Source organism: Pseudomonas sp. SD17-1 (genome assembly GCF_029201585.1).
GTDB classification, from domain to species: Bacteria; Pseudomonadota; Gammaproteobacteria; order Pseudomonadales; family Pseudomonadaceae; genus Aquipseudomonas; species Aquipseudomonas palmensis.
In genome coordinates this window covers 2,191,752-2,204,970 of sequence record NZ_CP104044.1, presented here as the reverse complement: position 1 = coordinate 2,204,970, position 13,219 = coordinate 2,191,752, and the positions used below count along the sequence as shown (strand labels likewise).

13 protein-coding genes are annotated in these 13,219 nt (G+C 66.0%); 8 read left to right on the top strand and 5 right to left on the bottom strand.

Annotated features, from left to right (window positions below; all coding sequences use genetic code 11):
- Positions 1–7: 7 nt before the first annotated feature.
- Complete coding sequence (locus N0B28_RS09890) at positions 8–403, bottom strand: DUF4398 domain-containing protein (protein ID WP_052504235.1); 396 nt, start codon at positions 401–403, stop codon at positions 8–10.
- Between the two features lie 218 nt (positions 404–621).
- Between N0B28_RS09890 and N0B28_RS09885 the strand changes: the two genes are divergently transcribed.
- A complete protein-coding gene (locus N0B28_RS09885) occupies positions 622–1,269 on the top strand; it encodes a TIGR04211 family SH3 domain-containing protein (protein WP_043861144.1) in 648 nt (215 codons plus the stop codon).
- Between the two features lie 58 nt (positions 1,270–1,327).
- Here N0B28_RS09885 and N0B28_RS09880 read toward each other — a convergent pair whose 3' ends face one another.
- Positions 1,328–2,281 (bottom strand): LysR family transcriptional regulator, encoded by a 954-nt coding sequence (locus N0B28_RS09880; protein ID WP_043861094.1) that lies wholly within the window; start codon positions 2,279–2,281, stop codon positions 1,328–1,330.
- A 78-nt stretch (positions 2,282–2,359) separates the two neighbouring features.
- Between N0B28_RS09880 and N0B28_RS09875 the strand changes: the two genes are divergently transcribed.
- The 7 genes from N0B28_RS09875 to fusA all read left to right on the top strand — a co-directional run bounded on the left by N0B28_RS09875 (position 2,360) and on the right by fusA (position 9,712).
- Positions 2,360–3,412 carry a Gfo/Idh/MocA family oxidoreductase gene (locus N0B28_RS09875; RefSeq protein WP_054916496.1) on the top strand — a complete coding sequence of 351 codons (1,053 nt, stop codon included), beginning with the start codon at positions 2,360–2,362 and terminating at the stop codon, positions 3,410–3,412.
- Between the two features lie 70 nt (positions 3,413–3,482).
- Positions 3,483–4,880 carry an MFS transporter gene (locus N0B28_RS09870; RefSeq protein ID WP_275731610.1) on the top strand — a complete coding sequence of 466 codons (1,398 nt, stop codon included), beginning with the start codon at positions 3,483–3,485 and terminating at the stop codon, positions 4,878–4,880.
- Positions 4,877–5,332: a type II 3-dehydroquinate dehydratase gene (gene aroQ, locus N0B28_RS09865; protein WP_043861097.1), complete on the top strand. Its 456-nt coding sequence runs from the start codon at positions 4,877–4,879 to the stop codon at positions 5,330–5,332. The genes N0B28_RS09870 and aroQ overlap by 4 nt, the downstream gene beginning before the upstream one ends.
- Entirely contained in the window at positions 5,329–6,492 is a 1,164-nt protein-coding gene (locus N0B28_RS09860) for a Gfo/Idh/MocA family oxidoreductase (protein ID WP_123753230.1), read from the top strand. Before aroQ ends, N0B28_RS09860 begins: the two co-directional genes overlap by 4 nt.
- Before the next feature lie 100 nt (positions 6,493–6,592).
- Positions 6,593–6,991, top strand: coding sequence for an ACT domain-containing protein (locus N0B28_RS09855; RefSeq protein ID WP_210015095.1), 399 nt, complete (start codon positions 6,593–6,595; stop codon positions 6,989–6,991).
- A gap of 128 nt (positions 6,992–7,119) precedes the next feature.
- The gene (locus tag N0B28_RS09850) at positions 7,120–7,509 is read left to right on the top strand and encodes a tautomerase family protein (RefSeq protein WP_078481076.1); all 390 of its coding nucleotides are present in this window, start codon (positions 7,120–7,122) and stop codon (positions 7,507–7,509) included.
- 97 nt (positions 7,510–7,606) lie between these two features.
- Positions 7,607–9,712: an elongation factor G gene (fusA, locus tag N0B28_RS09845; protein ID WP_078481078.1), complete on the top strand. Its 2,106-nt coding sequence runs from the start codon at positions 7,607–7,609 to the stop codon at positions 9,710–9,712.
- A gap of 12 nt (positions 9,713–9,724) precedes the next feature.
- Here the strand turns inward: fusA and N0B28_RS09840 are convergent, their stop codons facing one another.
- The 3 genes from N0B28_RS09840 to N0B28_RS09830 all read right to left on the bottom strand — a co-directional run bounded on the left by N0B28_RS09840 (position 9,725) and on the right by N0B28_RS09830 (position 13,218).
- Positions 9,725–10,060: a hypothetical protein gene (locus tag N0B28_RS09840; protein ID WP_275731609.1), complete on the bottom strand. Its 336-nt coding sequence runs from the start codon at positions 10,058–10,060 to the stop codon at positions 9,725–9,727.
- 94 nt (positions 10,061–10,154) lie between these two features.
- Positions 10,155–10,802 carry a response regulator gene (locus N0B28_RS09835; RefSeq protein WP_043861102.1) on the bottom strand — a complete coding sequence of 216 codons (648 nt, stop codon included), beginning with the start codon at positions 10,800–10,802 and terminating at the stop codon, positions 10,155–10,157.
- Between the two features lie 43 nt (positions 10,803–10,845).
- Positions 10,846–13,218, bottom strand: coding sequence for an ATP-binding protein (locus tag N0B28_RS09830; RefSeq protein ID WP_275731608.1), 2,373 nt, complete (start codon positions 13,216–13,218; stop codon positions 10,846–10,848).
- Position 13,219 lies beyond the last annotated feature (1 nt).

The following is a 13,219-nucleotide window of genomic DNA, read 5'->3' as shown; positions in this document are numbered from 1 at the left end:
GGCATCCTTACGGCGTGATCGTGGGGGTGATGGCGTCGGGCGACTGGAGCATTTCCTGCTTCAGCACTTCAATGCCCTGCTGCGCGCTGCGCAGTTGCTGCTGGGCCTTGGCGGCACGCGCCTTGCGCTCGGCCAGGTTGGCATCGGCCTCGGCCTGCTCGGCCAGGGTGCGGGCCGCGACAAGGTTCCGTTCGCCCAGGGCGCGCTCGACGGCGTACAGCTTGTCCTGGGCGGCCTTCATTTCGGCTGGCGCGTACTGGGTGGCGTCGGCGGTCACGGCGCGGCTGACCGCGTTGCGGGTCAGTTCGACCTGCTCGGTGGGCACGGGCACGCCGGCACAACCGGCCAGCACCATCAGCAGGCTGCTGGCGGCCAGGTAGTTCGTGGTGCGTTTAGCAACCATTGAAAGACTCCATAACATGAGAAAGACAGACCGTTGTTCAAGCCGCGTAAGACTATTCCCGGTCATGCCCCGCCCCTATCAGGGGGCATCCTGCTGTCAGGTAGGAAACTTCTCCGGCATTGCCACGATTCGTGCCTGCCCTTCGTCAGTGCGCAGTGAACCTGACGGGCAAAAAATGGTCTGTGGGTTTCATTTTTTCCGTTTTCAAGAAGATCACCATGCCCCCATCTTTTCAGCTTCGCGCACGGCGCTCTCTTATCCCCGGCCTGCTCGGCAGCCTGGTCATCCTGTGTGGCCCGGCCCACGCCGAGGAAGGCAGCGGCAATGAACGCTGGGTCAGCGACAGCCTCAGCACCTACGTGCGCAGCGGCCCTACCGACGGGCACCGGATCGTCGGCAACCTCAAATCCGGCCAGAAGGTCACCCTGCTGACCAGCCAGGGCAACTACAGCCAGGTACGTGGCGAGTCGGGCGATACCGTGTGGATCAACAGCAGCGACCTGCAGACGGTGCCCGGCCAGGCCGAGCGCGTGCCGCAACTGAGCGAACAGGTGACCCAGTTGAGCGAGCAGCTCAAGACCATCGACGACAGCTGGAAGACCCGGGTGCAGGGCATGCAGGAGACACTGGATTCACGCAAGGCGCTGATCGACGAACTGGAGGCGCGCAGCACCGCGCTCAATGCCGAGCTGGGCGATGCGCAATCGCAACTGCGCGCTACCCAGGCGCAGCTGGGCGACGAGAACAAGCAGGTGCTGATGCGCTACATGGTGTACGGCGGCGGCATTGCCGGGGCCGGCTTGCTGGCGGGGCTGATCCTGCCGATGCTCAGCCGCGGGCGCAAGCGCAGCGACCGCTGGTTCTGAGGCCCCGGCCTTCGCCCGCAGGGTGCAGGCGCCAGCCTTGCTGGCGAAGGCCGCCCCACTATTGCCCCGCCCTTCCCCCAGCCAGCGCATAGGGCCCCTGCGCCAGTTGCTCACGCAGAAACGCCACGCAACTGCGCACCTTGGCCGAACTTGACGAGCGCACCGCCGTCACCGCCCAGATGTCCGCCGGCTGGTGATACCCCGGCAGCACCTGCACCAGCGCCCCGCTGGTCAGGCTGGCCGCCACGTCCCAGCGCGATGCCATGATGATGCCGTGCCCGTCATGGGCCCACTGGCGCACGATGTCGCTGTGGTTGGAGGCCATCGGCCCGGTCACCTTCACCGTCTCGGCGCCATTGGGCCCCACCAGGCGCCATACCCCGAAACGGTCGTCGCGGCTGCGAAACAGCAGGCAGTCATGCTGCGCCAGGTCGGCCGGCACCCGCGGCTGGCCGCGCCGCGCCAGGTAGTCCGGGGCGGCCGCCAGCACCCGCGAGCTGCTGGCGATGCGGTGCGCGATCAGGTGTTTTTCCTGCACCTCGCCCACCCGCACATCGATATCGAAGTTGTCGGCAATCAGGTCCACGCGCCGGTCCAGCAGCTCCACCCACACCTCCAGCGCCGGGTACTGGCGCCGCAGCAGCGACAGGATCGGCGCCACGTGCTCGCGCCCCAGGCGCAGGCTGGTGCACACGCGCAAGGTGCCTTGCGGCTCGCGCTGCCCGCCGGACAACGCATCGAACATCGCGCCCACGTCCTCGAGGATCTTCTGCGCCCACACGAACGTCGCCTCGCCATCGCTGGTGATGTTGACCCGCCGCGTGGTGCGGTTGAACAGCTTGACCCCGAGCATCGTCTCCAGGGTGGCGATGCGCTTGCTCACATGCGCCGGCGACAGGCCAGTCTCGGTGGCTGCCGCGATGAAGCTGGAGCGCCGCGCCACCTCGCAGAACAACTGAAGGTCACGCAGCAACGGCTCATTATTCGCTATCAGCGCATTCTGATTCTTCATCTGGCCCGATTATCTCCTGGCGCTTTTTTATTAGCCTCTCACAAACGCGCTTCGACCCAGAACAAGAAAGTGAGAACCATGACTGCATTACGCCTTGCCGTGGCCGGGGCCGGCCTGATCGGCCGCCGCCATATCGAACTGATCCAGGCCAGCGCCGAGTGCCAGCTGGCCGCCATCGTCGACCCCTCGCCCGCCGCCGCCGAACTGGCCAACGCCTGCGGCGTACCGTTGTACCCGGGGCTGGCCGAACTGTTCGGCGCGCAGCGCCCGGACGGGGTGATCCTGGCCACGCCCAACCACCTGCATGTCGACGGCGCACTGGCCTGCGTGGAGCACGGCATACCGGCACTGATCGAAAAGCCGGTGGCGCATACCCTGGAAGACGGCAAGCGCCTGCTGGCCATCGCCGAGCAGCGTGATGCACGCCTGCTGGTGGGCCACCACCGCGCCCACAGTGCGATCCTGCACAAGGCCCGCGAAGTGATTGCCGAAGGGGTACTGGGCAACCTGGTGGCGGTGATGGGCAGCGCGCTGTTCTACAAGCCCGACGACTACTTCGACGCCGCCCCCTGGCGCCGCGAAGCCGGCGGTGGCCCGGTGCTGATCAACCTGATCCACGAGATCGGCAACCTGCGTTCGCTGTGCGGCGAGATCGTCGCGGTGCAGGCCCAGGCGTCCAACGCCACCCGCGGCTTTGCCGTGGAAGACAGCATCGCCATCAGCCTGCGCTTTGCCAGCGGCGCGCTGGGCACCTTCATGCTCTCCGACACCGCCGCCTGCGCGCGCAGCTGGGAGCAGACCGCCCGCGAGAACCTCGACTACCCCAGCTACGCCGACGAGGACTGCTACGTACTGGCCGGCACCCAGGGCTCGCTGTCGATACCGACCATGCGCCTCAAGTACTACGCCCGCCACGAACAGCGCTCGTGGTGGCGGCCGTTCCAGTGCGCCACCGCCAGCCTCGACGAGGCCGACCCGCTGGCCCGCCAGCTGGCGCACTTTTGCCAGGTGATCCGTGGCCAGGCCCGGCCGCTGGTGAGCGTGCGCGACGGCCTGCGCAACCTGCAGGTCATCGACGCCATTGGCCAAGCCGCCCGCTGCGGCCACACGGTAATGATCGACAGCCTCTGAACATCGGTGCCCCGGCCCTGCGCCGGGACGCCTGCGTGCCCCCAATAAAAACAACAAACGGAGAATTGCGATGGCCACACATGACGCCGCGCACAGTGCGCGCCAAACCCGCAAAGCCACCGCCAGCGGTTGGGTGGGCTCTGCGCTGGAGTACTACGACTTCTTCATCTATGCCCAGGCCGCGGCGCTGATCTTCCCGCAGATCTTCTTCCCCAGCACCGACCCCAAGCTGGCCATCTTCGCCTCCCTGGCCACCTATGGCGTGGGCTACCTGGCGCGCCCGGTCGGGGCCTTCGTGCTCGGCCACTGGGGCGACACCCGCGGGCGCAAGAACGTGTTGCTGCTGTGCATGTTTCTGATGGGCATCGCGACCATGGCCGTGGGCCTGCTGCCGACCTTCGAGCAGATCGGCTACTGGGCGCCGGCACTGCTGGTGGTGCTGCGCCTGGTGCAGGGCTTTGCGGTGGCCGGCGAGATCGCCGGGGCCAGCTCGATGATTCTCGAACACGCACCGCCCGGGCGCCGCGGCTTCTTTGCCAGCTTCACCCTGCAGGGCGTACAGGCCGGCCAGGTGATGGCAGCGGCGGTGTTCCTGCCGCTGGCGTACTTCATGCCCAGCGACGCCTTCAACAGCTGGGGCTGGCGCATCCCGTTCCTGCTCAGCGCCGCGGTGCTGATCGCCGCCTACATCATTCGCCGCGAGGTCAAGGAGCCCGAGGCCTTCAAGGTGGCCGCCAAGCAGACCGCGCGCTCGCCGATCCGCGATGCCTTCACCTACAGCTGGCGCGGCATGCTGGTGGTGTTCGGCGTGTCGCTGATGAACGTGATCCCGGTGGTGACCACCATCTTCGGCGCCGCCTACGCGGTGCAGCCGGCCTATGGCGTGGGCTTCGACAAGAGCGTGTACCTGTGGATTCCGGTGGTGGGCAACATCGTCGCGGTGCTGGTGATCCCGTTCGTGGGCAACCTCTCCGACCGCATCGGCCGGCGCCCGCTGATCATCGGCAGCGCACTGGGCAGCGGGCTGATGTCGTTCGTCTACCTGTATGCCATCAGCCTGCACAACCTGCCGCTGGCGTTCGGCGCCTCGCTGCTGATGTGGGGCATGGTCTACCAGGGCTACAACGCGATCTTCCCCAGCTTCTTCCCCGAACAGTTCCAGACCCACTACCGCGTGTCGGCCATGGCCATCGCGCAGAACGTCGGCTACATGATCACCGCCCTGCTTCCGGCGCTGTTCACCGCCGTGGCCCCGCCCGGCTCGAACAACGTGCCGCTGCTGATCGGCGCCATCACCTGCGCGGTCACCGCCATTTCGGCCGTGGCTGCCTGGAGCGCTCCGGAAACCTACCGCACGCCCCTGGACCAGCTCGGCAAGCCGGACGCCGTGGCCCTCGACAAACCCGTGTATGACGCGCTGCGGGCCAAGGCCCTGCGCACCACCCCTGCTACGGAAACCGCCCAATGAAGACCCTGCTCGTGCTCAATGGCCCCAACCTCAACATGCTCGGCCTGCGCCAGCCCGAGGTGTACGGCCGCGAAACCCTGGCCGATGTGCAGGCGCTGTGCCACAGCGCCGGCCAACGCCTGGACCTGGACATCGAGTTCCACCAGACCAACCACGAAGGCCAGATGATCGACTGGATTCACCAGGCCCGTGGCCGCGTGGCCGGCATCGTGATCAACCCCGGTGCCTGGACCCATACCTCGGTGGCGATCCACGACGCGCTGATCGCCGCCGAGGTGCCGGTGATCGAGGTGCACATTTCCAACGTGCACAAGCGTGAAGCCTTCCGCCACCACTCCTATGTGTCGCTGGTGGCCCAGGCGGTACTGGCCGGGTTCGGCACCCATGGCTACGTGCTGGCCATCAACCACTTCGCCCACCTGCAGCGCACCGCGCAAGGAGCCGCGCAATGAAAACCGTAGCCAACCCCAGCCAGCGCCTGCGCCTGGGTTTTGTCGGCGGCGGCCTGGAGTCGTCGATCGGCGCCACCCACCGCTACGCCGCGCAACTGGACGGGCACTTCGAACTGGTGGCCGGGGTCTTCGCCCGCGACCCGGCACGCAACCGCGCCGCTGCCCAGGCCTACGGCGTAGCGCCGGAGCGGGTGTACCCGGACTTCCAGCGCATGGCCGTGGCCGAAGCCGCGCGCGCCGATGGCGTGCAGGCGGTGGCGATCATGGCGCCCAACGCGGTGCACGTGCCGGCCAGCCTGGCGTTTCTCGACCAGGGCATCGACGTGATCTGCGACAAGCCGCTGGCCTCGAGCCTGGCCCAGGCGCAGCAACTGCTTGAACGCGCACGCAAGGGCCCGGCGCTGCACCTGCTGACCCACAACTACAGTGGCTACCCATTGGTGCGCGAAGCCCGCGAGCTGATCGCGCGCGGCGCCATCGGCGAGGTGCGCCTGGTGCAGGTGGAACACGCCAGCGCCTTCGGCACCCACCCGCTGGAGCAACAAGGGGTCAAGGCGCTGGCCTGGCGCACCGATCCGGCCCAGGCCGGGGCCTCATCGGTGCTGGCAGATGTGGGCGTGCATGCCCACCAGTTGCTGCGTTTTGTCACCGGGCAGGAGGTCAGCGAAGTGTCGGCCGAGCTGAGCACCCTGGTGCCGGGGCGCCAGTCGGACGACAACGCACACGTGAAGCTGCGCCTGCAGAATGGCGCGCGCGGCATGCTGTGGGCCAGCTTCGTGGCGGCCGGGCACCGGCATGGCCTGCAGTTGCGCGTGTTCGGCTCCACCGGATCGCTGTACTGGCATCAAGAGGAACCCGACCGGCTGGAGCTGCGTCATCAGGACCAGCCGCACCAGATCCTGCGCCGTGGCGAGGCCTGGCTGAGCGAGTCGGCCAGGTTGTCGACGCGAATCAAGGCGGGCCAGCCGGAGGGGCTGCTGGAGGCGTTCGCCAACATCTACAGCGAGGCGGCCGAGCGGATCATGGCGCGCCGCGAGCACCGTGCGCCGAGCGCGCAGTCGCTGCTGTGCCCGACGGCCGAGGATGGAGTACGCGGCATGCGTTTCATTGATGCCTGCGTGCGCTCGGATGCGGCGGATGGGCGCTGGACGCAGGCCTGAACGCCAGAAGCTGCACTTATGCAGGCCCAGCAGAATTGATTTTGCTGATCAACAATCGGCTGCCAGACTGGCGGCCGATTTCTTTTGCAGGGGCACGATCATGTCGGGTGAAACAAGTCTGGCCACGCTGTTGCGCAGCATGCGGCCGCAGTTGAATGAAGGCAGCTACGTGTTCTGCACGCTGGCCGACTGGTCGGGGCTGCAGCCTGACGAGGTGATCGGCAGTTTTCGCGAGCAGGAGGGGCTGACGGTGATCGTGTCGCGTGGGCGGGCGGAGGCGCTGAAACTGCCTTTCAGCTACGAGGCCGCGTGGATCACCCTGACGGTGCATTCGTCGCTGGAGGCGGTGGGCCTGACCGCGGCGTTCGCCACGGCGCTGGGCCAGGCCGGCATCAGCTGCAACGTGGTGGCCGCGTTCTACCATGACCATATCTTCGTCGCGCAGGCCGATGCGCAGCGGGCGATGGCGGTGCTGGAAGGGTTGGCGGCGGGGGCCTGATGATAGCAGGGGCCTTCGCCGGCAAGGCCGGCTCCTACAGGTTCGGCGTTCTCTGCAGCAGCCAGCCTTGCCGGCGCCAGGGCCATCGGCCACGATGCACCTCCCCCCGCCCTACACGGAACGTCAGCATGGCCCAGATCAAGATCTATGGATTGCGCACCACCCTCGACCAGCACCGCCCTGCCCTTGCCGAAGCCATCCATGGCGCGGTGATGAGCGCCCTGCAGTACCCGCCGGAAAAACGCTTCCAGCGCTACCTGGCCCTGGACCCCGCCGACTTCCTCTACCCCGACGACCGCAGCGAACACTACCTGATCATCGAGATCAGCCTGTTCGAAGGCCGCTCCAGCGCCGCAAGGAAAGACCTGATCCGCCAACTGTTCCAGCGCATCGGCGAGCACACCGGCATCGGCGCCCAGGACATCGAGATCACCCTGTTCGAGACCCCCCGCGAAAACTGGGGCATACGCGGCCTGCCCGGCGACGAGCTGGGCCTGAACTACACCGTGGAGGTCTGAACACACGCGCCGACCGGTAGCAGCAGCCGTGCATTCTTCTGCTTAACTGGAAGAACCCGGGCCACAGGCTGCCCGCCTTTTGCACAGGTGAACGACCATGGCGCGCACCACCCCCATCGAGCTGTACCGCAATATCGGCATTGTCGCCCACGTCGACGCGGGCAAGACCACCACCACCGAACGCATCCTGTTCTACACCGGGGTCAACCACAAGATGGGCGAAGTGCACGACGGCGCCGCGACCATGGACTGGATGGCCCAGGAACAGGAGCGCGGCATCACCATCACCTCCGCCGCCACCACCGCCTTCTGGCAGGGCTCGACCAAGCAGTTCCCCGAGAAATTCCGCTTCAACATCATCGATACCCCCGGCCACGTCGACTTCACCATCGAGGTGGAGCGCTCGCTGCGCGTGCTCGATGGCGCTGTGGTGGTGTTCAGCGGCGCCGACGGGGTCGAGCCGCAGTCCGAGACGGTGTGGCGCCAGGCCAACAAGTACCATGTGCCGCGCCTGGCCTACGTCAACAAGATGGACCGCCAGGGCGCGGACTTCCTGCGCGTGGTCAAACAGATCGACAAGCGCCTGGGCCACCACCCGGTGCCGATCCAGCTGGCCATCGGCGCCGAGGAACACTTCATCGGCCAGATCGACCTGGTGAAGATGAAGGCCATCTACTGGAACGAGGCCGACAACGGCACCAGCTACCGCGAAGAGGCGATACCGGCCGACATGCTGGAGCTGGCCACCGAGTGGCGTGCGCACATGATCGAGGCCGCCGCCGAGGCCAACGACGAGTTCATGGAGCTGTACCTCAACGGCACCGAACTCGACAACGAGCAGATCAAGGCCGGGCTGCGCCAGCGCACCCTCAACAACGAGATCGTGCCGGCCATCTGCGGGTCGTCGTTCAAGAACAAGGGCGTGCCGCTGATGCTCGACGCGGTGATCGACTACCTGCCCGCCCCGTCCGAGATCCCCTCCATCAACGGCACCGACCCGGATCATGAAGACCGGCACCTGGAGCGCCATGCCGACGACAGCGAGCCGTTCTCGGCGCTGGCCTTCAAGATTGCCACCGACCCCTTTGTCGGCACCCTGACCTTCGCCCGGGTGTACTCCGGGGTACTGAACTCGGGCGATGCGGTACTCAACTCGGTCAAGGGCAAGAAGGAGCGCGTGGGCCGCATGGTGCAGATGCACGCCAACCAGCGCGCCGAGATCAAGGCGGTGTGCGCCGGCGACATTGCCGCACTGATCGGCATGAAGGACGTGACCACCGGCGACACCCTGTGCGACATCAACCAGCCGATCATCCTCGAACGCATGGACTTCCCCGACCCGGTGATCTCGGTGGCCGTGGAACCCAGGACCAAGGCCGACCAGGAGAAGATGGGCATCGCCCTGAGCAAGCTGGCCCAGGAAGACCCGTCATTTCGCGTGCGCACCGATGAAGAAACCGCGCAGACGATCATCTCCGGCATGGGCGAGTTGCACCTGGACATCATCGTCGACCGCATGCGCCGCGAATTCGGCGTCGAGGCCAATGTGGGCAAGCCGCAGGTGGCCTACCGCGAGAAGATCCGCAACACCTGCGAGATCGAAGGCAAGTTCGTGCGCCAGTCTGGCGGGCGCGGCCAGTACGGGCACTGCTGGATCCGCTTCGCCCCGGCCGAGGAAGGCAAGGAAGGCCTGGAGTTCGTCAACGAGGTGGTCGGCGGCGTGATACCGCGCGAGTACATCCCGGCGATCCAGAAGGGCATCGAGGAGCAGATGAAGAACGGCGTGCTGGCCGGCTACCCGCTGATCGGCCTGAAGGCCACGGTGTTCGACGGCTCGTACCACGACGTCGACTCCAACGAGATGGCGTTCAAGGTGGCGGCGTCGATGGCCACCAAGCAACTGGCGCAGAAAGGCGGCGCGGTGCTGCTGGAGCCGGTGATGAAGGTCGAGGTGGTGACCCCCGAGGAGTACCAGGGCGACATCCTCGGCGACCTCAGCCGGCGCCGCGGGCTGATCCAGGAAGGCGAAGACACCCCGGCCGGCAAGGTGATCCGCGCCGATGTGCCGCTGGGCGAGATGTTCGGCTATTCGACGCAGATGCGCTCGATGACCCAGGGCCGCGCCAGCTACACCATGGAGTTCACCAAGTATGCCGAGGCGCCGGCGAGCGTGGCCGATGCCATCATCAAAAAGCAGGGCTAGGTCGTCGCGCGATTACTGCACGGTCGACGCCCCGCCGACCCGGTCGCTGGGTGCAGGGATGTGCTGATTGCTGACCACCAGCCGCAGCAGGTGTGCACTTGCCCGGTAAAAGGGGCGCCTGCTCAGTGTGTGGTCAAGCCAGGCATTGAGCTCGTACAGGCGCACCGGTGCTTCACCCGGGTAGTCCGCGAGTACGGCGAGGACCATGTTCCACACCGAGGGGCTGGAACGCAGGCAACGGCTGTCGATGTACTGCCCTATGAACTGGCGAACATCCGCTGTCTCGCTGTGTGAAATGAAGATTGTCCGCACGCTGTCGGGGTATCGCTGCTCAAGATCGGGCGCCATGATTGCCTCCTGTGGAATGCTGCCGTCGCTTGACGCCATTGAACGATACAGCCGGGTCCCGTGCCATCAGGCAAACCTGAAAACGCGGGCACGCCTACTGGAACAGGTTGGCCTCCAGGCAGTACGAGATCAGCTCCTGGTCGCTGCGCACATCCAGCTTGCGCATGGCCGCGATCTTTTGCGTGCTGATGGTCTTGGGGCTGCGATTCTGATTGATCGCGATGTCGCGCAGGCTCATGCCCGCCACGAACAGACGCAGGATCTCCACTTCGCGGGTGGAAAGCGAAGCCATGCGCTCGTCGATCTGGTAGCCGTTGTCGATCACCGAGTTCCGGTTCGCCGGCGCCAGCTTGTAGATGCGGTTCTGGCTCAAGGCTTCCAGTGCGCGCAGCAACTCTTCGTTCACCGTGCGCTTGTCGATCACGCCCGCCACGCCCAGATTGTAAAGCCGCGTGAGGATGAGGCTGTTGGACACCATCGTCAGCACCAGCACGCGCAGCGCGGGGAAGTTGCGCGTCAGGTAGGTGATCAGCCGCAGGCCGTCGCCATACTGGGAACTCTCCGGCATGTTGTAGTCGGTGATCAGGATCTGGGGCTGCTTGTCGTGCAGCACGTTGATCAGTTCGGTGGAGCTGCCCGCTTCGCCAACCACCTCGAAGCGCGGGTCGGACTTGATGAGTTCGCGTACGCCAAACAGCACGATCGGGTGGTCATCGGCGATGACTACGGTGATTTTATGCATGATCGCTCCGGTGTGCACAAAGTGTGGCAAGTCTCGGCCCGGGTCATACCGACCTCATCAAGTCGCAGAGCCGGTCGAGCGCCTGGTGAATATCGTCAATCAAGGTGAGCTGCAGGCTGGGCGCGCGCAGGCGGTGCTCAAGCTCACCGAACAGCCTGGCCAGCACGTGCGCCTGCACCACCGACAGTGCGCCACTGACACCATGCACTTTGTGCAGGACGTCGGTTTGCTCGCCGGCCGCCAGGGCCAGGCGAATGGCGCGGATGTCCTTCTCCATGGTACTCAAAAACAGGTCGCGCATGGCCGGCGACAACACGATGCCCGCTGCCGATGACTCCCCCTCGGCCAGTTGCACCGACAGCTCTAGCGACGGCTGGCGCCCGGCCTCCTCGTGCGCCAGCGCCGGGGTGACATTGAGCAGCAGGTTGCGCAAGGTGGTCAGGCTCAGCGGCTTGACCACCCAGCAGGTCATGCCCGCTGCCTGGCAACGCTCGCCCTCGTCGCGCATGGCATTGGCGGTAACGCCGATGATCGGCGCCTTGGCGTTCTGCAGGCGTATCGCGCGCGCCAGCTCGTAGCCGTTCATGACCGGCATGTTGACATCGGTCAGCAGCACGTCGAAGCGGTACTTGCGCCACTGCTGCAGCGCCTGCTGGCCATCGCTGGCCAGTTCCACGGTGCAGCCCAGGGCTTCGAGTTGTTCCTTGAGAATGGCCTGGTTGATCAGGTTGTCCTCGGCCACCAGCACCTGCAGGCCAAGCGCCGGCAAGGCAGGGGCTGCGCCAGGCGGCGCGGGCTCGGTGACGCCGTTCTTTTCCATCAGCACGGCGCCGGCAATCGCCCGCACATGATTGGCGCTGACGCGCCAGCCCGCCTCCATCGGCTCGGGAACCTGCGGGCCGTCGTAGTCGCACAACAGGCGCCGGCCGTTCCAGTCCGGCAGCCACTTGCCGTTGCCCAGTACCTCGACCAGCAGCGCCCCGCTGTGCACCTCGTGCTGCGCGGCGCTGAGCACCGTAACCGTGGCATGCCAGCGCAGCAGCCAGCTGCCGATGTTCTCGGCCAGCTCCAGCACGGGCGCACGCACGTACACCTGCACGCCGCCGAGGTCGATGCCAGGTTCTGCCGGCAACGGCGTGTCCGGCAGCACGAACGGCAGGCGCACCGTGAAACTGCTGCCCAACCCCTGTTCGCTGACCACCTTCACCTCGCCGCCCATCAACGCACTGAAGCGGCTGCAGATCGACAGGCCAAGCCCGGTGCCGCTGACAAGGTTGTTCGCGCGGGCCTGGTAGAACGGCTCGAACAGGTGCAACTGCTGCTCCGGGGAAATGCCGATGCCGGTGTCGGTGACCTGAAGCTCCAGCGTGATGTCTTGCCCTTCGCCCCTGGCCACGCGACAGCGCAGCACAACCCGCCCGATGTCGGTGAACTTGATCGCATTGCCCAGCAGGTTGTTGAGGATCTGCCAGATGCGCACCTCGTCCCCTACCAGCTGGTCGGGTATTTCCGGTGCCACGCAGGCATAGATCTGCAGGCCCTTGGCGCGCGCGTTGGCGATGTGCGCGGACATCACGTCCTCGATCAGGCCCAATGGCGAAAAGGCCACCGACTCAAGGGTGAGTTGACCCGACTCGATCCTGGACACGTCCAGCACATCGCTGATCAGTTGCAACAATGTGGAGGACGAGCGCTGGATGATGCTGAGGTAATCCATCTGGCGCTGGTCGAGGCCGGTCAGGCCGAGCAGCTCCAGGGTGCCCAATACGCCGTACAGCGGGGTGCGGATCTCGTGGCTCATGGTCGCCAGGAAGAGGGTCTTGGCTTCACTGGCCTTGTCGGCCATGGACTTGGCCTGGCTCAAGGCTACCGCGCGTTCCAGGTGTTCGGTGACGTCGGTGAACGCGCACAGCAGCACCTGCTGGTCCTGGTAGCGGGTCGAGGAGAAACTGAGCCGGAAACAGCGACCCTGCAGCACCATGCTGGCCTCGCCGCACAGTTCGATGCCGGGTTGGCGCGCCATCTCGACGATGGACTGCGCCACTTCGCGACTGTCCTTGGCACGCTGATTTTCCACCACCACCTGGTGGTCGTGCAGGCGGATGACAATCAGCCCGGCAGGTGCGCTTTCGATCACCGCCAGGCTGAACGCCTGGCTGTCGAGCAGCTCGCTCCGGGCCTGGCGAGCCGGCGCGATGACCTGCCGGCGATAGTGGTAGTACAGCCACCCCAGCAGGGCACTGAGCAACGCGAATGCCAGCACGATGCGCAGCAGCGGTAAATTCGCCCCACGGTTGAAGCTGACGCAATCGACGCAGTACTGCGCTGCCCATTGCTCGTGGGTCATCGCCAGCAGGAAGATCAGGGCAATGCCAAGCAGCAAGCCGATACCGAGGCGTAGGGAGCTTCTGGCCAAC